Raw genomic sequence first — 18729 nt, 5'->3', positions numbered from 1 at the left:
TCTCCTCGGTTGCGGTCATTGCATGATCATCCCGCCGTCGATCTGCAGGCATTGGCCGGTCATGTAGTCGGAATCCGGCGAGAGCAGGAACGCGACCGTTCCTGCGACATCGGCGGGCGTCGATGTGCGGCCGAGCGGGATTCCGGCGGCGAAGTTGCGGAGCGCCTCACCCGGCTCGGAGGAGACGCCCATTTCCATCAAATCCTTGTCGAGCACCGTCCAGAGGTCGGTCTCCACCACGCCCGGCGCGAAGGCATTGGCGGTGATCCCGTGCGGGGCAAGGGTGCGCGCAGCCGCCTGGGTCAGGCTGACGACGGCGGCCTTGCTTGCGCAATATGGGGCGAAATCACCGTAGCCCGCGCGGCCGGCCATCGAGGCGGTGTTGATGATCTTGCCTTTCCGCTTGGCCGCGATCATCGCCTTCGCCGCCTCCTGAATGCCGATCATCACGCCCATTCCGTTGACCGTCATGATCTGGTTCCAGTTCTCCTCGGTCGTCTCGAGGAACGGCTGCGGGCGGTTGAAACCTGCGTTGTTGACGATGGCATGGAGAAAACCGAACTCCGCCTCGCAGGCGACAATGGCCGCGCGGGTGGCAGCCCGGTCGGTCACGTCGGTCTTGCAAAAAATCGCGCGACCGCCCTCGGCAGTCAGGGCCTTCGCTGCCGCCTCGCCTGCCGCGGCATCGAGATCCGCGATCACCACGCCATATCCAGCCGCCGCGGCGCGCCGCGCGATTTCGAGGCCGATGCCCCGTGCGGCCCCCGTGACGACGACGCCTCCCATCTCGTCTTTGTCCGACATGATAGCCTCCCCGCTCACTCGGTCCGATGCAGCACGAAGTCGTAATTGGACTCCCACAGCGTCTCGCCATTCTCGACCGGGGTGAACTCGGCGATCAGGGATTCCTTGACGCCGAACACCGCATCCGAGGTCAGGTATTTGTCGCCCGCAACGAAGGTATGGGTCGTCACCGGATCGAAGCCCTCGGCGCTGACGATGAAATGCATATGCGCCGGGCGATACGGGTGACGCCCGAGCTTGCCCAGCATCTTGCCCACCGGACCGTCATCGGGGATCGGGTAGGAAACCGGCTTGATCCCCTCGAACCAGTAGCGCCCGTCTGGCCCCGTGGTGAACACGCCGCGATTGTTGTTGCGCGGTTGGATGTCGGGCTGCTGGACGTCGTAGAAGCCGTCCTCGCTGTCCGACCAGACGTCGATCCGCGCGCCTTCGACCGGATTGCCGTCGAGATCGGTGACGGTGCCATAGAAGCGGCAGGTCTCGCGCCCGCCAGCCTGGGTAATGTTCGCGCCCATCTCGTATTCCGGCACGCCGTCGACATGGAAGGGGCCGAGCACCGTGTTCTCGGTCGCCCCGGTCGGGCGCCGGTTGTTGATCGCATCGACCAGCATCGAGACGCCCAGCACGTCGGAAAGCAGGATGAACTCCTGCCGGTACTCGTCGCAAATCTGGCCGGTCTTGGTGAGGAAATCGATCGCGATGTCCCACTCGGCTTGGGTCAGCTCGACGTCCTTGACGAAGGCATGCAGGTGACGGACGAGGCTTGCCATCACGGTCTGGAGGCGCGCATCGGTGCTCTCCGAAACCCGGGCGTTGACGGTTTCGACCGAGGCGTCCTCGGTGAAATAGGCGATCTTCGGCTCTTGGGTCATGTCATTCATTCCTATCAGGTCGTGACGGGGCGTTGCCCGGCATGGGCGCGGGTCAGCAGGTCGAGAATGCCGTCGCGCGTGACGTCGCGCGGGTTCTTGTAAGGGTTCTGCACGGCCATATCGGCGGCGCGCGCCAGATCGCTTTCCCTGAGGTCAAAGTCGGCCAGCGCGAGCGGGGCGCCGACGGAGCGCGCGAAGTCGTAGAGTCCGCCGCCCAGATCGCCGCCGAACAGCTCGGTCGCTCGGGCGAGCTGCGCCGACGCGGCCTCGGCGTTATAGGCGGCGGTATGCGGCAGCAGGATCGCGTGGGTCTCCGCGTGGGGCATGTCGAACCCGCCGCCGAGCGTGTGGCAAAGCTTGTGATGCAGCGACATGGCGACCGCGCCCAGCACGGTGCCGCAGAGCCACGACCCGTAGAGCGCATCGGCCCGGGCATCGCGATCCTCCGGCGTCTCGACGATCCGCGGCAGCGCCGATTTCAGCGCACGCAGACCTTCGACCGCCATCAGCGAGGTGACGGGGTTCGCATCGGGCGCGTAGAGCGCCTCGACCGCGTGGGCCATCGCGTTCAACCCGCTCGCAACGCTCATCGCGACCGGCAGGCCCAGCGTCAGATCGGGATCGTAGATCACGGTTTCCGGGCGGATCTTGGGATCACGGACGGTCGTCTTCTGCCCGTTCTCGGTCTGCCCGAGAATATCGGTCACCTCGGAACCGGCATAGGTCGTCGCGATCACCACCTGCGGTGCGTCGTTGCGCCAGGCGATGGCCTTGCCCAGACCGATGGTCGAGCCACCGCCAAGCGCCACGACGCAATCGGCCTTGGTCTGGTTATAGACCTCGAGCGCGGCCTCGGTCACGGCGACCGGCGTGTGCATCGCGGCTTCGGTGAAGGTTCCGGGCGCCATCTCCCCGAGCTTGTTCGCAAGCGCCTCGGCATCGGATTTCTGGAACGGCGTCGACAGGATCAGCGCGCGGGCGCAGCCCAGTCTCTCCACCTCCTCGGCGACTTTCGCCAGGGTCCCGGAGCCAAAGACGATGCGCCCCGGAGTGGATGTGTAGATGAACGCTTCAGGCATGGTTCCTCCCTGCGCCTCGCACAGACGAGGCGTTGAATTGAGCCAGCGTGGGCCGCGAGGTTACTCCTCGCGACGCCGACGCGCGGTCGTGTAGATGAGCGCCGCCACGAGGATCAGCACCCCTTGGAAGCCGTATTGGTAGGCCTGCGACAGACCGAGGAAGGACACGGCGTTAAGCACTTCGGTCAGAAGCACCGCGCCCAGCAGCGAGCCGATGAAGGTGCCGCGCCCGCCGAGAAGGCTGGTGCCGCCCAGCACGACCGCGGTGATGCTGCCCAGTGTGTAGTTCACGCCTTGCGCCGGGTCGCCGACGCCGATCTGTGCCATCAGCATGATCGCCCCAAGCGCGGTCAGCAGCGACACGGCGATGTAGCCGAGCACGAAGGTCCGGTCTGTGCGCACGCCGATGCGCCGCGCGGATTCCTCATGCGAGCCGACTGCGCGAAGCTGCCACCCCGCCCGCTTGCGGCGCAGGCCCAGCTCCATCGCGATGGCGATCGCAATCATCACGACGAAGGCGACCGGCACAGGGCCGAAGCTCCGGGTGAGCGTGTCGATCACGTCGAAGGAGATGTAGCCGCCCGGCCCCTCGCGCAGCACGAAGCTCATGCCCTGCAAGCCGATGAACATCGCCAGTGTGGCTGCGATGGGGGTAAAGTTGGCAAACCGGATCAGCACGCCGTTGATCAATCCGACGACGATCGCCGCGCCGAACATCAGCGCGAAACCGAGCGCCATCGTCGGGGCCGGGCTGCCATCGTTGATGAAGAAAGATCCGATCACCACGAGGAAACCGGCGAGCGGCCCGACCGACAAATCGATCCCCCCCATCAGCAAGGCGATGGTCTGCCCCAAGGCGATGAAGCCGAGCGCGGTCGCGAGGATCAGGATATTCGAGACGTTGAAGGACGACAGGTAATTCTCGTTCTGCGCGCTCACGAACAGCGCGAGCAGCACCGTCACCAGCGCGAGCGGCACGATGGTCGCATTATCAGTCTGCACGAAATGGCGCAGTTTCGCGCCGAAGCCCTCTTTCGCCTGATGCTCTTCATCGACGTGATGCGCATGCGTGTCGGCCTCGACCGCAGCACCGACGATGCGGGCCTCGGTGATGTCGTCACCGCGCAGGGTCTCGACGATACGTCCCCGCGACATGACAAGAACGATGTCGCACAGCCCTTCCAGTTCCGCCGCATCCGAGGAGTTGACGATCACCGGGGTGCCCGCGTCCGAGACTTCCCGCAGGATCCGGTAGATCTCGAAACGCGCGCCGACATCGACGCCCTGCGTGGGTTCGTCGGCCACGATGAAGCCCGGCTCCGACAGAAGCGCGCGGGACATCACGATCTTCTGCTGGTTGCCGCCCGAAAGCTGGGAGACCTTCGCCTCGACGCCTGCGGCCTTCACCGCGAGCGAGGAGAAGACCTCCTGCACCTTCTGCATTTCCTTCTTACGATCCAGCACGCCGCCCGAGGCATATTTGTCGAGCGAGGCGAAGGTCGCGTTTTCGCGGATCGTCAGATCCGCGGCGAGGCCTTCGGTATGGCGATCCGACGGCATGAAGGCCGCCGCGTGTTTCAGCTCTTTCGGCGAGAGGGTGCGACCGTGGAGCTTGATCGCGCCGCGATAGGGCTGAAGGCCGACCAAGGCGCGCATCAGATCGGACTGGCCGTTGCCCTCGACACCGGCGACGCCGATGATCTGGCCGCGCCCGAAGGCGAAGGCCACGTCCGAGAATTTGCGCCCGCTGAGGCCTTCGACCTCGAAATTGATCGGGGGATTGGCGTCGGCGCATTTCGGCGGGAAGGCAGAGGCAAGACGGCGGCCGACGATCAGATCCAGAAGTTGGGAATTGCTGATCTCGCTCGCAGGCGCGCTGCCCCGGTGACGTCCATCGCGCAGCACGGTCACGCGATCCGCGATCTGACGCAACTCGGCCAGACGGTGGGTGATATAGATGACGGCGGTGCCGGAGGCCTTCAGCGCCCGAACCTTCGCGAAAAGCATATCCGTCGCGTCCTGATCGAGCGCGGCCGTCGGTTCATCCAAAATAAGCACACGGGGCTGAACGGCGAGCGCTTTCGCGAGCTCCAGCAGGTGTTTCTGCGCGATGGTCAGCGTATCGACACGCGCGTTCAGCGGCACCTCGAGGCCGACCTCTTCCAGCAGACGCTGGCCGACGCGGTCCTTGCGGTCGCCCTGGAAAACAGAGGCAGGCAGAGAAACCTGCAGGTTCTCGAGCACCGTCATGTCGGGCAGGATCGCCGGGTGCTGATAGGAGATCGCGACGCCAAGCGCCGACGAGCTTTCCGGCGAGAGCGGCATCACGTCCCGCCCGTCGAATTCGATCCGGCCGGTGCTGGGCTGCAGCACGCCTGTGATCAGGTTCATCAGGGTCGATTTCCCGGCCCCGTTCTCGCCTAGGACCGCATGCACTTCGCCCGCGTGAATGTCGACGCTCACGTCGCTCAGGGCGCGGACCGCCCCGAAGGATTTGGACACGCCGCGCAAGCGGATCACGGGGGTGCCCGTTGACGTTTCGCGGAGTCCGTCCGCCTTCTCCATCGGTTCGATTTCAGCCAATGCTATCATCCGTTTAGTTCCGCCGATCTGAGGGGGTTGGCGCGGCAGTCTCCGGGCGGATCGCGCCGCCCGGAGACAGGGGGAGGTTACTGACCGACGGCCTTCGCCTGCTCGTCACCCGAAAGCTGAGCAGAGAGATAGATCGCGCCGGGCAGATCCGAGCGACACTGGACGGGGTTCGGATCCCCATCGGTCGAGTCCTCGAAGTTCGGAGCCTTGAAGATTTCCTCCGACGGCGGGGTGCCACCGGTCGCTTCCGCGATCGCCCATTGCACGGCGAGACGAACGTTGTCGTTGCCGGTCGCGACCGTGAAGAGCTTGAAATCGGGGTTGTCCGCGTGGGCCTTCTCCCAGAAGCAGCCGAGCGAGTTGCCGTCCGAGGTCGCGAGCGCCGGGATCGAGCGATCGAAGTTCGCAAACACCGGCAGAGCGCCCACGAGCGACGGCCCGAAGTCGGAGACGATGACGTCGATATTGTCATGCTGCGCGATGGCGGCCGACAGCACCTGCTGCGTCAGCGACGGATCCCAGTTGGTCACCGCGAAGGGGTCCGGGTTCAGGAACTTGTAGCTGTCGTCGAGGATGTTCTTCATCCCCTTGAGCTCGTCCAGACCCTGGCTGTTGCCCGCCGGGCCCGACAGGAACAGGATGTTCGCGCCGTCCGGAAAGTTCTCCTTGATCCACTTGCCCCAGCTTTCGCCGTCATAGACGAAGTCGGCACCGACGAAGCGGGTGTAGTTCTTGCCGGCTTCCCCGCCAACATTCACGCGGTAGGGCACGACGACCGCGCCGGAGCGATAGGCTTTGGTCAACGCGGGCAGGATCGCGGGGCCCGCATCGCCGAAGACGACCATCGCATCGACACCGCGCGCCGCCATCGAGTTGATGTCGGAGATCGCCTTCTGCGTATCGCCCTGACCGTCGGCATAGTAGTAGTCGGTGATGCTCGGACACTTCGCGGCTTCCTCCTTGCCCGAAGCGGTCGTCACCAGACGCCAGCTATTGCCCCCGAAACCGTCGAGCAGCGCCAGCGAGGCTTTGTTCGGGCCGCACCAGGAGGGTGCGTCCTCTGCGCTGGCTGCCGAGGCCGAAAGGGCAATTCCAAGCCCCAGCGCCATATAGGCAGCGCATCCTTTCAGGTTAGACAGTTTCATGGTTCTCCTCCTCTGTAGAACTTGTCTGTTCTTTCTTGAAACGGTTCGTCCATTCGATCGAGTAGACCCCGATGCCGAATACAAGAGCGAGCGCCTGCACGATGGTCTGCGCCGAGTAAGGCACACCGATCGACAGAGCGAATTGGCTGAGCTGATTGAGAAAGAAGGCGGCGATCACGACCGAGATCGGAAAGCCGCGCCCTCCCAGAAGCGAGGTCCCTGCCAGCACCACGACGGCGACCGAGGGCAGAAGCAGGCTGTTGCCTTGAAATGCCGTGGGTTCGCGGGTGATGCCTGCGATCAGGATGCCCGCGGTGCAGTAAAGGATCTGCGCCGCCACATAGGCCATCGCCTGATAGGGTTTGACGCTGAGCCCCGCCGCGCGGGCCGCCTTCGGGTTGGCCCCGATCGCCTCGAAGCGACGGCCAGCTACCGTCTTTTTCAGGCCGAAGGACACGAGGGCCAGAATGGCGAGGGCGAACAGCACCGAATGGGGAATCCCCAGGGTCTGACCGCCCGCGATATGGGCCAGAAGGTTCGTCGTGATCCGCGGCACGCCGCCCGAGATCGCGAAGACCGCCGAGAACAGAAGCGCGTTCATCCCGATGGTCGCGACGATCGCGTTCAGGCGGAAATAGGCGACCATGATACCGTTGAGCACCCCCGCGGCGAGCGCGAAGCCGACCGCGATGACCAGGGCGGGCAGAAGCCCCGCATCCTGACCGTTGGGCATGTGGGTCGCGATCACCACCGCGAGAGATACCGAGCCCGGCACCGACAGATCGAAGCCGCCCTGCTGCACCACCAGCATCTGGCCGAGCCCGACGATGCCAAGCACCGCCGCGAAAGGCAGGCTGCCCATCAGCGACCCGGCGGTGACCGCCGAGGGTGCGAAGATGATGCAAAGGAGGATGAGCGCCAGCGTCGAGGCGACGATGGTCACGAAGCCCTTCGACAGGGACATCGAAGAAAGTCCCATCGAACCTCCGAAGCTATGCGGCGTCGTCTCAGCCATGTTTTCTCCTCCTCCCTCGCGTCGCGTCTCAGCTGATTTCCAAGGTGACCTTGACCGCCTTGTCGGGCGACTTGCCAAGCTCCAGCGCGGTCATCGCGTCATCGATGTTGTAGCTGTGGGTCTGGATCGGCGAGAGATCGAGCCCGGTGCGCTCGAGGAACCGGATCGCCGCCGGCCAGACGCCGGGCGAGCCAATGCAACCGCGCACGTTGAGGTTCTTGATCTGGATCTTGCCCAGCTCGACCGGGAATTTCTGGCCGATATTGATGCCGACCATCGAGACATCCCCGTCGTCGCGGGCATAGTCGAACACGTTCGCCAGCGAGGCCGGATGGCCCGCGCATTCGACGACCAGATCAGCGCCGCCCTTGGTCATCTCCTGCACCGCTTCGATCGGATCGCCATCGGTCGGGTCGATCGTCGCATCCGCACCGAGCTTCATCGCGATCTCGCGGCGCAGCGGCACCGGATCGACCACGATGACACGGGCGCCCATGCCGATCGCGGCAGCAGCCGAGACGAGGCCGATCGTGCCGCCGCCCGAGACGACGACCGTATCCGCCGCGCAGACGCCACCATGGCGCAGCACCGCGTAATAACCGCAGGTGAAGGGTTCGATCAGCGCGCCTTTTGCGTCATCGACCGCGTCGGGCAGCTTGTGCAGCCATTCGGGACGCGCGGCGAAGAATTCGCGATCCGCACCATCCATCGAGAAGCCGAAGTGGTGGATGCGCTCGGGCGTGTTGATCACGCATTCCCCGACTACACGATCCCCGGGCTTGAGCCCGTCGACATTTTTCCCGACTTCGACGACTTCGCCGACCCATTCGTGGCCCGGAACGACCGGGTAGGAAATCGGGATAATGTATTGACCGGCCAGCAGCTCGTAATCGGAATGGCAAATCCCGACGCGGCGCGACTGGATCAGCACCTCGTTGTCGGTGATGCCGGGCGTCTGCACCTGCGTCACGATGGGCTTGTTCGGTTCGTCGAAGATCAGGGCTTTCATGTCAGGCTCCAACTTTCGCTGCGGCGGGTTGCGCCACGCGTTCGATTTGACCGCTGCGGGAGGAGGCGAAGACCGCCTCGAGCAGCGCGATATTGTCGACCAGATGATCGGCGGTGATCGGGTAGGTTTCCTGTCCGCGCACGGCGCGGGCGAAACTCACCAGGTTGTCCTTCACGGGCTCGGCCTTTCCGATCTCCACGGTTTCGATCGGGCCGCCAGCCATGGCCGAGGTCACGATCCAGCCGTCGGGCGCCTCGACATGCGCCTTGTCGCGGATGTCGATCCAGCCTTTCGAGCCGTAGACTGTGAAGCGGGACATGAACGGGTTCGACAGAGAAGCCGACACGTAGGAGGTCCCTCCCCCGGCGAATTTCACATAGGCCGCGACCGTGTCGCCCTGCGGCAGTTCCGAAGACAGCTGCTCGCAGATGCACAGCACGCTTTCCGCGCGGCCCAGCAGGCGGACCGACAGATCGAGCAGGTGGATGCCCGTCGCGGTCATGCCGCCTGCCGGCGCCTCGCTCGCCTGAACGCGCCAGTTGTTCGGGTCCATGCCAACGAACTTGTCGTGGCTGAAATTGGCCTCGATCTGCTGGATACGGCCCAGCTCGCCCGCATCGGCCTTCGCCAGCATCTCGGCGATCGGCGGCTCCCAGCGGCGCTCATGGCCCATGCCCAGAACCAGTCCGGCCTCGGCGCAAAGCGCGACCGAACGGGCGGCTTCTTCAGCGGTGAGTGCGAGCGGCTTTTCGCAGAAGACGTGCTTGCCTGCCGCGACGGCCTTGGCGATCTGATCCGTGTGCAGCGAGTGCGGCGTCGCCAGCACGACAGCCTCGACCTCGGGATCGTTCAGCGCATCGGCGTAATCCGCGCTGAGCGTCACGCTCTTCTCGGCGCAGAGATCGCGCACCGCGTCCATGTTCGGCTCCACCGCGCGGACGACCGTGATGTCATCAGGGGCGCTCGACAGAACGGCGAGCATCTTCTGCCCCCACCAACCCAGCCCGACGAGGGCGATTTTGACCGGCCCCGACATCAGCGATTATCCACACGCTTGGAGAACGGACGGATCGAGACCGACTTCCACAGACCGACCTTCGCGAAGGGGTCGTTGCGGTTGAACTCTTCGACCTCTGCGAGGCTGTCGGCCTCCAGCACGAAGCAGCTGCCGATCATGGTTTCCTCGTCATCTGCGAGCAGCGGGCCCGAGATCACCGTCTTCACCGGCGCCTGAGCCAGATAGGCCTTGTGGTCCTCGTAATTGGCCAGCCGCTTGTCGACGGCACCGTCATGGTCGAGGCAATGGATCACGTAATGCATCTCAGTCTCCTCACTTCGCCGGAATGATCTTGCGCTCGCGCAGCTCTTCGAAGACGTCGAAGAAGCTGTCGGGCGTGCTCTGATAGGCGTCGAAACCCAGCTTCCGGCTGTTGGTCATGTCGGTGAAGCATTCCAGCTCGCGGCCCAGGTCGGCGTCACTGTGCCACCACGAGGCCAGCTTGGTCACAGGGATGTCCTGAAGCCCGTATTGGGCCACCATCTCGGACCAGATCGCGGGCGCATCCGCCATCTGCTCTTCGAGCGGCGTCGTGTGACCGGGGTATTCCGCGACCTCGAGGCCGAAATACTCGGCGATCCGCGTCCAGAGCCAAGTCCAGCGGAAGACATCGCCATTTGCGGTATTGAAGGGCGTGTTCGCAGCTTCCGGCGTCGTCGCGGCCCAGTAGAACTGTTTGGCGAGGATGCGCGCGTCGGTCACATCGGTGACCGCGTTATATTGCTCGGGCGAACCGGGATAGAGGAACGGCTTACCGGTGTGTTTGCAGATCGAGGCATAGACCGCGAGCGTCACTGCCATGTTCATGTAGTTGCCGACGGTAAAGCCGATCATCGTGTGCGGGCGGTGGACCGACCAGGTGAAGCCGTATTTCTCGGCCATCTCCAGCAGCACATCTTCCTGCGCGTAGTAGAAGTTCGGCCCCGGCAGACGCGGGCTCGATTCGAGGAAGGGCGTGTAGGGCGTGACCTTGGCGTAATCGTCGAACGAACCGAGGTAATGCTTGAGCCCCGTGACCAGCGCCCCGTGCTTGATCGGCGCGCCTGCGATCCCCTCGAAGAGGTTGCGCACCATCATTCCGTTCACGCGGACGTTCTCTTCCTCGTTGGCCTGACGCGACCAGGTGCAATAGAACACATGCGTCACGTCCTTGGCCGCAGCCAGCGCGGCCTTGCTGCCCTCTGCATCGGTCAGGTCTGCGGCAATGTGCCGGTCGGACCACTCGAGATCGACATCGCTGCGCGACACCGTCACGACCGTCCAGCCGTGAGATTTCAATTCGCGCGCGGTGTAGCTGCCCGAGAGGCCGGTCGCCCCGACAATCAACGCAATATTCTGTTCAGCCATGGGTCTTCGCCCCTTTCTTGCAGTTCCGTTTCGTCAGGTGGTGACGAGAATTTTCAGATGTTCCCCGGCAGGATCGAGAAGCGCCTCGAAGCCCTTGTCGACGACATCTTCCGCCGCGATCCGCGAGGTGATGACTTTCTCGATCGGGAAATTGCCCGAGGCGACCATGCGGCCGATCCGGGGCCAGATTTGCGTCGGGTAGCACCAGGTCGCTTCGACCGAGATGTCCTTGAGCGCCCAGAGCATCGCATCGATGCTGGCGGGTTTCATGTGCAGGCCCACCTGCACGACCTTGCCCTGGCGGCGCACCGCTTCGGCGCAGGCGTTGAGCGAGGTTTCGAGCCCGACACATTCGAGCGCGACGTCGACGCCGACGCCCTCTTCGGTCAGATCGCCGACGACGTTCGGCAGCTCGCCGCTGCGCGGATCGACGACATGCGCATAGGGCGCGATTTCCGAGATGATCCGGCGACGGTTCGGGTTCGGCTCCGACACGATGATCGTGCTCGCACCCGCCGCACGGGCCGACAGCACCGTCAGCGCGCCGATCGGACCGGCACCCGAGACCAGAACGGTCGAACCCGCCTCGACGCCGCCGCGATCCACGCCGTAAAGCGCGACCGCAGCCGGCTCGATCATCGCAGCCTGATCATCCGTCAGCCCCTCGGGCACGGATTGCGCGTTGTAATCCTTGATGACGGCTTTCTCGCCCATGCCGCCCCAGGCCCAGCTCAGACCGATGCAGCCCAATTGCGGCGAGAGGTGATAGAGACCGCGCTTGCCGTAGTAGTCATTGCGCGGCGCCACGAGCGGCTGGACCGAAATGCGCTCGCCGACCGAGACGTTGCTGACCTCGTCGCCCACTGCGAGAACCTTGGCGGAGAATTCATGGCCAAGAATCTGCGGGTTGGACGCGCCGGTATAGATATGCGGTTCGGATGGGGTGACGATCGGCCCCGCGATATATTCGTGAAGATCTGTGCCACAGATGCCGGTCACGATCGGCGCGACCAGAACGTCATCCGGCGCCAGTTTGCTCGACGGTTCTTCGACATCCTCGACGCGGATGTCCTTCGCTCCGTGAAAACGAACAGCTTTCAAAGCTTTTCCTCCCTTTCCAAGTCTCGCGATCCTCTGGGTCTGCCGGGATCACCCCGACATCGAGATCGCCATTTGGCTGCGACGATTCGTAACAAACCAATCCGGCCATCACTGCAGAAAAATTTCCGCTTCGGATAAATTACATCCATCACCACCGTTTTGGCGACGTAATGTCGGCCCAACACATAAGTGGGAGATATAAGCATGAGCCAGACCCAGGTGGCAGACACTGATCAGATCGATACGCAGCTGACGCTTGGCTGGATCGGCGTGGGCAAAATGGGCGGCCCCATGGCGCGCAACCTCGTAGCGAGTGGCGCGAAACTTCTTGTCTCCGATCCGGCGAAGGACAGCCGCGATCGGCTGACCGCATTGGGCGCGTCCGAGGCCGCGTCGATCTCGGATTTCGCGGGCGCAGGTATCGTCTTCTCGACACTGCCGAACGATCAGGCTTTGCTGGATGTCGTCGGCAATGGAGATGACGCAGGCCTCGCGACCACCCTGCCCGCGGGCGCGACGCTGGTCGAGATGAGCACGGTCTCCCCCGAATGCTCCGAAAGCGTTGCGAAGGTTCTCGCAGCCAAGAAAATAAACTATGTCAGAGCGCCGCTTTCCGGCAGCACAGACATGGCGGCGAGTGCCGCGCTCACCGTGCTCGCCTCGGGAGACCGCGCGGGCTGGGACGAAGCGCTCCCCTACATCCGCAAACTCTCCGCGCGACAGTTTTTCCTCGGAAACGGAGAAGAAGCGCGCTACATGAAGCTCGTTTTGAACACTCTGGTCGGCGCCTCTTCCGCGGTGCTCTCCGAAGCCTTGGCGATCGGCGCCAGCGGCGGCCTGACCCGAGCCGATATGATGGATGTAATTTGCGAAAGCGCAGTGGCCTCGCCCCTGTTCAAATATAAGCAGAAGCCGGTCGTCGAAGATGACTTCACGCCCGCTTTCACAGTGTCTCAGATGATCAAGGATTTCACGCTCATCAGCGAAGCCGCCCGACGCAACAGCGTGCCGCTGATGACAACCGGCCTGATCCTCGAGCTTTATAGAAGCGCCTCGAACGCGGGCATGCAGGACGAAGATTTCTTCGCATTGGTGAAATGGCAGGAAAAGTTGTCGACAAGATGAAATTGGCGGAGCAGCATTCGGAGGCCATGCAACCTCAGGATGCTGAACTCACGAGTCACGAGTTGTCCCGGATCGTCGATTTCCTCCGGCAGCTTCGTGCGCCCTTCGACGCGAACATGCCCGGCGGCAAGCCGGACGTGTATTTCAACATCACGCTCGAACTGGTCGACGCGCATCTGCGTGTGAGCCCGATCGACAAGTCGGGCCTGATCAGCCTCGCCGATGTGCCCTACAGCACCGGCAACCGCATGATCCTGAAGATGATCGAGGACGGTCTGATCCGGCAGGTGCCGCGCGGCAACGGGCTGAAGACACATTTCCTCGAACCCTCCGACACCCTGCTCAACACCTTCATGGACTACGCCACTTACGTGAAGGGGCATCTGGCGAAAACCTTCGGCTTGCGGCGCGGGATGGAGACCAGCGAATACTATTTCGGCGGCAGCTATTTCGCCTCGCAGATCATCTCTCCCGTGCGCGGGGAGGACATCTCCTCGATCAACCTTGGCGATATCAAATTCCTTCTGAACGACGACAACTACTTCATCGCCATGCGCAACATGTGGTCCGACTTCCGCAACGATTTCGGCAAACGCAGCAGCTTCGATCTTCAGCGACTGCCCGACCTCTACGCCAATACGCGACGCACCCTTTCGGAGATGTCGCCGCGCTATGATGTCGTCGCGATGAACATGCCGTGGCTCGGGGAATTCGCCGAGCGTGGGGAGCTCGCCCCGCTGGACGATCTCATCTCGGATGCCGCGATCAACGCGCTGGATTTCCATCCCTCCGTCTGGGGGACCGGCAACTGGAAAGGGACGCAATACGGCATCCCGCTCTATTGCACGATCGAGATTCTCGCCGCCCGCAAGGACCTGTTCGAGAGCCGCGGCCTCGCCTATCCGAAGACCTTCGACGAGACGATCGCCGCCGCGCGGGAATTCCATAACCCGCAGGACGACTTCTACGGCATCGCGTGGAACGGGCAGCGCGGCATGCCCATCGCGAACTCCTTCATGTTCTTCCTCGCAGCCTGCCGGACTACGGTCATCGATATGCCGCTGCGCAATCAGGAGAGCTGGAGCTTCGACACGTTCGAGAAGCTGAAGCTTCAGATCGACACCGAAGACGCGCTCGAAGTGATCGAATACATGAAGCAGCTCGTCGAAGTTTCGCCGCCCGACATCGCGACGATGGATTGGGAGCGGCGAATCCACTACTTCATGTCGGGTCAGACCGCGCTCGCCTATTGCTGGACGATGCGCGCGGCGCGCTTCGAGCATGAGCTGAGCTCCCGCGTTGCCCGGCGTGTGGCCTACTTGCCGCCCCCGTCGCGCCGGATGCGTCGCGTGTCGGCCCCGATCGGCGGCTTCCTTCTGACGATCCCCGCCTATGTCGAACCCGCGCGCCAGAAGCAGATCATCGACGCGATTGCGTGGATGGTCTCGCCCGAAGCGATGAAGGAGCACGTGAAGAACGGCTTCCCCGTGGCTCCGCGCTTCTCGGTCTGCGCCGACCCGGAGGCGTTGGCCTCCTCACCCATCGTCAGCATGGTCGACCGCATGGCGCGCAAGAACGAGCTGGTGACCTGGGCGCGCCCGCCGGTGCCGGAATTCAACCTGATCGAACGCACCCTCGGGGAAGAAATCCACGACATCGTTTTCAACGGAAAATCGCCGCAACGCGGCCTGAGAGACGCGGAGAACCGCATTCTCGACGCCGTCCGATCCGCGGGCTGAGACTGCTTCCCGCTGGCTGCCCCCTCGCGCTCGGGAGTAACGCTTGGCCGAGCAGCTCCGGGTCATCCAACCGGCCGAGACGGTCGCCCGGGTAGCGTTCATGCCGAGGGTTGCAGGTTGAAGCAATCGCCCAACATGCGGCATCGAGACGCCGATCCTGATGCTCTTCCCGGAATTTCTGACGGTGCTCCTCTCCCTCGTGGAGCGCGAGCCTGCGCTTCGTCACGTCGATTATTGGGTTTCTACCTCGACCTGGCTGACTGCAGCGGAGAAAGCGCGGGACCACATGCTCGATCTGCAGATGGCCATTCTCGACGAACGTTGTGGATCTAACTTTTGGATGGCAGGTCGACACGTCATCCACTTCGGGATGCCCCAAAGCCCCTAGACGGACCCTCCGTAGATAAGTGACGGGGGCACGGGTGGTGATGCGCGCGACCCATGCCGCATGAGCGGACGGATCGGCCGGTTTCCGAATATCGTCAGGCGAGCTCGGCAGCAGGCGGCGGCGCGGTCTCGGGGGCGGAGACGGCCTCATGGCCCAGATTGCTCTGAACCTCGCGCTCATATTCCCCGACGCGCTGCACGTTATGTATGATCCGCGTGAACCAGCGCATCGCATCGGTCGCCTGAAACGTCTCCTGCATCGTATAAAGCCCGACATGCTCGCCCAGCAGCAGCCCGCGCCGGTGCCGCGCGAAGCGATGGGCGACCGGCGCGGCCATCAGCGCCATGCGCGCCCCGATCTGCGGCAGATCGAGCGGGCGTTCGGGCGACAGGCAGGCGGCGAACCATTGCGCGGGCCTCGGCGTGATCTTGCCGCGCAGAAGGATCGCGATGTAGCCGCGATGTTCGGCTTGCTCCACCAGCCGCATCAGATGGTCGGCCTGATGCATCAGGGCTGCGAAGGCGGCGGCCTCGGTGGGCTTGTCGCGCGGAACCGAAATCTGCGCCATGTAATCCTTCAGCTCATCGAGCGCGATCCCGACCCGCGGGCCCAGTGCCGACATCCGCCGCAGATCGCGCGCGGGGCCGATGGCCAGCGAATAGGCCGAGAAGACCTCTCGCGCGGCCCAGACCACCATCGCATGCGCCGATTGCATCGCCGCGCCCTCGTCGCTCAGCAGGCGGCGGTCGAGTTCGGGCGGTGCGCGCCCGCCCAGATCGGGGCGCAGCCTTGCGACGAGCGTGGCGAATTGGCGTGTGACGGGCAGAAAGACCAGCGTCCCCAGCAGGTTGAAGCCGGTGTGAAACAGCACCAGCGCGGTATCCACTCCGGTCCGCGCGGCCAGCGCCTCCAGCGGGCCCGCGATCAGCTGTAGCAGCGGGAAGGCGATCACCATCGTCCCGCAATTGAAAAGCAGGTTCGCGATTGCGGTCTGCTGCATCGCCCGCGATCCCCCGAAAGCGGCGATCAGCGCAGTGAAGGTGGTGCCGAGGTTCATCCCGATCACCGCCGCCGCCGCCTGAATGAGCGGCAGCGCGCCGTTGCTGACCAGCACCAGCACCACCGCGATGGCCGCCGAGGAGGATTGCATCACCACCGTGACCGCCAGCCCCAGCGCCGCCATCGCGAGCAGGCCGCCCACCCCGGTTCCGGGCGTGCGCTCGACCGTGATCCAGTCCGCCGCGCCGGACATGCCCTGCTGCATCATGTCGAGGCCGATGAAGAGCAGGCAGAAGCCCGCAAGCACGCGCCCGATGCGCGCCGCGCGGCCATGCGAGAGAAACAGTGTCAGGCTCGCGAAGAACAAAAGCCCCATCGCCACCGCGCCCAGCTTCAGCTTAAAGCCGACCAGCGACACGATCCAGCCGGTGACGGTGGTGCCAATATTGGCGCCGTAGATCACACCGAGCGCCTGCGTGAAGCTCAGAAGCCCCGCGCCGACGAAGCCGACCGTCATCACCGTGGTCGCCGAAGACGACTGGATCACTGCCGTCGTGACCAAGCCGCTCGCCACGCCCTTGAGCGGCGTGGTGGTGAACCGTGCCAGCAGGCGGCGCAGGTTCGCGCCTGCCGCTTCGCGCAGCGCCTCGGTCATTATCTTCATGCCGAGCAGGAACAACCCGATTCCGCCCAGTGCCGACAGTGTCTCGGACATGGCTTTCCACCCTTTGCCGTCGAGAATGCGACCGCGCGAAACGGAATTCAAGCGCTGGCAAGAACGCCGTGCAAAGCTCTGTTTTACCGGATGAATCCGGTTTTGTCTGATCTGAGCGAGTTGCCCTCCGGGTCGTTTGAGGGTCGCGGCCTTAACCGCGGGCGATAAATTCGAAGGAGAACTTCATTCCCGGCTTCGGAGGCGGCGGGAACGGCGCGGCCCGGCGGACGTGGTCGAGCGCTGCCGCATCGAGGCCCGAGGAGCCGGAGCCGCGCAGGATGCGTACCGTGCTCAGCCGCCCGTTCGCGGAGATCACGAAACCGACCACGGCGCGCCCGCGGCCCTGCCCGCGTCGCTTCGGCGTGGACTGGATCTTGCGGATGACCGAGGCCGCGTATTGCCGGGGCGATTGGCCGGAGCGCGCGGCGCTGGGGGCCTTGGCGGGCTGGCCTTTATCGGCGGTGTTGCGCGCCTTGGCCGCGCCTTGCGAGGAGCCGCGCCGGGCATCGCGGGCGGCATTTCCCGCGTTGCTGGGCTGTGTGGGCCTCGCTTCGCTTTGCGCCTGTTTTCTGAGCTTGGTGGCCTTCTGCGGCGCGGGGCGTTTGGGGCGCGCTTCGGGGCGCTGGCTTTGCTGCGGGGCGAGCGTGCTCTGGGCGCGCAGAGTCTCGGGCGTGGGGGTGACGGCGGCGAGGCGGTCCGGCGCTGCGGGCGCGGACGGGCTTGTGGCCTTGGGCATTGCGGGCGTCTCCGGCTGCACCGGGCGCGTGACCTCTCGAGCAATTGGTTCGGCGCGCTCCGGCACGACCGGCGTCGCGCGTCCTGCCGCGAGATCGGCGAAATCATTGCCCAGAAGCGGGGCCTCCTGCGCGGCCTGCCCGCCTGCGGGTGGAAGATTCGGCGCAGCGACAGGCGTCTGCGCCAGCCCCAGCGCGTGCAGCCCGGCGGAAACCGCAAGCGCCGCGATGGCGATGAACGCGCCCCGGTTCATGGTGTCTCTCCCCGCTCGGCCACGAGGCGGATGCCCTGCGCCCCGGCCGCGCTGAGATCGCGGGCCAGCGCCACGAGCGCGGGGGCGGGGGCGGCGCGATCGGGCAGGATACGAGCCACGCCGCCTGCCTCGGGCGGAAGCTGCGCGATGAAGGCGGACGCATCCGCGACGCCCTCGGGCCAGAGAATCTCGCCCTGCGCAGTCAGCGCCACCCGGCCCGACTCGGGCGCGCGAGCGCCTTCCGGCAATGCGACCAGTTGCAGATCGGCGGGCGGGCGGGCGGCGAGCGTGCCGGCCACGAGGAAGAAGGCCAGCAGCAGGAAGACCACGTTGATCAGGGTCAGGATCGGATCGCTCCGGCGGCGGGTGAAGCGTGTGCTCATCCCAGCACCTCCGCTTCTAGCCCCGGCACCGCGCGCAGCCGCACCAGCAGATCGGCGAGCCGCTGGCTCGAGGTGTCAGGCTCGAGGCTGACCAGCAGGCGCGGCGGGACCTGTCCGAAATCGTCCCGCAAGGCCGCCTCCAGCGCGTCCAACTCCACCGCCTCGCCGTTCAGGCTGAGCCGCTCGGGGCCGAGCTGCAGGAAGGCCAGCTTGCTCTCGGGCGCAGCCGCGCCCCCTGCCCCGCGCGCCGCGATCGGCAGTTCGGTCATGCGCGAAAAGCTCGAGGCCAGCATGAAGAACATCAGCAGCAGGAAGATCACGTCGATCAGCGAGGTCATCGACAGGCTGCGGCGGCGAAGCGGCTTGCGCAT

The 18729-nt window shown here is 64.7% G+C and carries 18 protein-coding genes; 3 read left to right on the top strand and 15 right to left on the bottom strand.

The genetic code is table 11. The annotated features are described in order from the left end of the window. Nucleotides 1-15 precede the first annotated feature (15 nt). From BMI86_RS18680 to BMI86_RS18630, 11 genes are all read right to left on the bottom strand, one after another. Entirely contained in the window at nt 16-804 is a 789-nt protein-coding gene (locus BMI86_RS18680) for a glucose 1-dehydrogenase (protein ID WP_078542686.1), read from the bottom strand. Nucleotides 805-818: 14 nt separating this feature from the next. Further along, nucleotides 819-1676 carry an intradiol ring-cleavage dioxygenase gene (locus BMI86_RS18675; RefSeq protein ID WP_078542685.1) on the bottom strand — a complete coding sequence of 286 codons (858 nt, stop codon included), beginning with the start codon at nt 1674-1676 and terminating at the stop codon, nt 819-821. A 14-nt stretch (nt 1677-1690) separates the two neighbouring features. Continuing rightward, the gene (locus BMI86_RS18670; protein WP_078542684.1) at nt 1691-2755 is read right to left on the bottom strand and encodes a maleylacetate reductase; all 1065 of its coding nucleotides are present in this window, start codon (nt 2753-2755) and stop codon (nt 1691-1693) included. Nucleotides 2756-2815: 60 nt separating this feature from the next. Beyond that, complete coding sequence (locus BMI86_RS18665; RefSeq protein ID WP_210402740.1) at nt 2816-5338, bottom strand: ATP-binding cassette domain-containing protein; 2523 nt, start codon at nt 5336-5338, stop codon at nt 2816-2818. An 86-nt stretch (nt 5339-5424) separates the two neighbouring features. After that, entirely contained in the window at nt 5425-6492 is a 1068-nt protein-coding gene (locus tag BMI86_RS18660) for a substrate-binding domain-containing protein (RefSeq protein WP_078542683.1), read from the bottom strand. Then, nucleotides 6479-7507, bottom strand: coding sequence for an ABC transporter permease (locus tag BMI86_RS18655; protein ID WP_210402739.1), 1029 nt, complete (start codon nt 7505-7507; stop codon nt 6479-6481). Before BMI86_RS18655 ends, BMI86_RS18660 begins: the two co-directional genes overlap by 14 nt. 28 nt (nt 7508-7535) lie before the next feature. Next, nucleotides 7536-8516 carry a zinc-binding dehydrogenase gene (locus BMI86_RS18650; protein ID WP_078542682.1) on the bottom strand — a complete coding sequence of 327 codons (981 nt, stop codon included), beginning with the start codon at nt 8514-8516 and terminating at the stop codon, nt 7536-7538. A 1-nt stretch (nt 8517) separates the two neighbouring features. Further along, the gene (locus BMI86_RS18645; protein ID WP_078542681.1) at nt 8518-9552 is read right to left on the bottom strand and encodes a Gfo/Idh/MocA family oxidoreductase; all 1035 of its coding nucleotides are present in this window, start codon (nt 9550-9552) and stop codon (nt 8518-8520) included. After that, a complete protein-coding gene (locus BMI86_RS18640) occupies nt 9552-9836 on the bottom strand; it encodes a YciI family protein (RefSeq protein ID WP_078522957.1) in 285 nt (94 codons plus the stop codon). Before BMI86_RS18640 ends, BMI86_RS18645 begins: the two co-directional genes overlap by 1 nt. A 10-nt stretch (nt 9837-9846) precedes the next feature. After that, nucleotides 9847-10920, bottom strand: coding sequence for an SDR family oxidoreductase (locus tag BMI86_RS18635; RefSeq protein WP_078542680.1), 1074 nt, complete (start codon nt 10918-10920; stop codon nt 9847-9849). A 33-nt stretch (nt 10921-10953) separates the two neighbouring features. Next, on the bottom strand, nt 10954-12021 hold the full coding sequence (locus BMI86_RS18630; protein WP_078542679.1) for a 2,3-butanediol dehydrogenase: 1068 nt from the start codon (nt 12019-12021) through the stop codon (nt 10954-10956). Nucleotides 12022-12225: 204 nt separating this feature from the next. Here BMI86_RS18630 and BMI86_RS18625 point away from each other — a divergent pair, with 204 nt between their 5' ends. The 3 genes from BMI86_RS18625 (at nt 12226) to BMI86_RS21335 (ending at nt 15273) form a co-directional block, all read left to right on the top strand. Then, nucleotides 12226-13146: an NAD(P)-dependent oxidoreductase gene (locus tag BMI86_RS18625; RefSeq protein ID WP_078542678.1), complete on the top strand. Its 921-nt coding sequence runs from the start codon at nt 12226-12228 to the stop codon at nt 13144-13146. After that, a complete protein-coding gene (locus BMI86_RS18620; protein WP_078542677.1) occupies nt 13119-14885 on the top strand; it encodes an extracellular solute-binding protein in 1767 nt (588 codons plus the stop codon). Before BMI86_RS18625 ends, BMI86_RS18620 begins: the two co-directional genes overlap by 28 nt. A 160-nt stretch (nt 14886-15045) precedes the next feature. Continuing rightward, a complete protein-coding gene (locus tag BMI86_RS21335) occupies nt 15046-15273 on the top strand; it encodes a hypothetical protein (protein ID WP_078542676.1) in 228 nt (75 codons plus the stop codon). Nucleotides 15274-15367: 94 nt separating this feature from the next. Here the strand turns inward: BMI86_RS21335 and BMI86_RS18610 are convergent, their stop codons facing one another. The 4 genes from BMI86_RS18610 to BMI86_RS18595 form a co-directional block, all read right to left on the bottom strand. Continuing rightward, entirely contained in the window at nt 15368-16987 is a 1620-nt protein-coding gene (locus tag BMI86_RS18610; protein ID WP_078542675.1) for a Na/Pi symporter, read from the bottom strand. 151 nt (nt 16988-17138) lie between these two features. Continuing rightward, complete coding sequence (locus tag BMI86_RS18605; RefSeq protein ID WP_078542674.1) at nt 17139-17975, bottom strand: TonB family protein; 837 nt, start codon at nt 17973-17975, stop codon at nt 17139-17141. Continuing rightward, the gene (locus tag BMI86_RS18600; RefSeq protein WP_078542673.1) at nt 17972-18358 is read right to left on the bottom strand and encodes a biopolymer transporter ExbD; all 387 of its coding nucleotides are present in this window, start codon (nt 18356-18358) and stop codon (nt 17972-17974) included. The genes BMI86_RS18605 and BMI86_RS18600 overlap by 4 nt, the downstream gene beginning before the upstream one ends. Further along, on the bottom strand, nt 18355-18729 hold the full coding sequence (locus BMI86_RS18595; protein WP_246831769.1) for a biopolymer transporter ExbD: 375 nt from the start codon (nt 18727-18729) through the stop codon (nt 18355-18357). The genes BMI86_RS18600 and BMI86_RS18595 overlap by 4 nt, the downstream gene beginning before the upstream one ends.

The sequence above is a fragment of the Thioclava sp. DLFJ5-1 genome, from assembly GCF_002020115.1.
GTDB classification, from domain to species: domain Bacteria; phylum Pseudomonadota; class Alphaproteobacteria; order Rhodobacterales; family Rhodobacteraceae; genus Thioclava; species Thioclava sediminum.
This window is presented reverse-complemented; position numbering and strand designations above follow the sequence as displayed.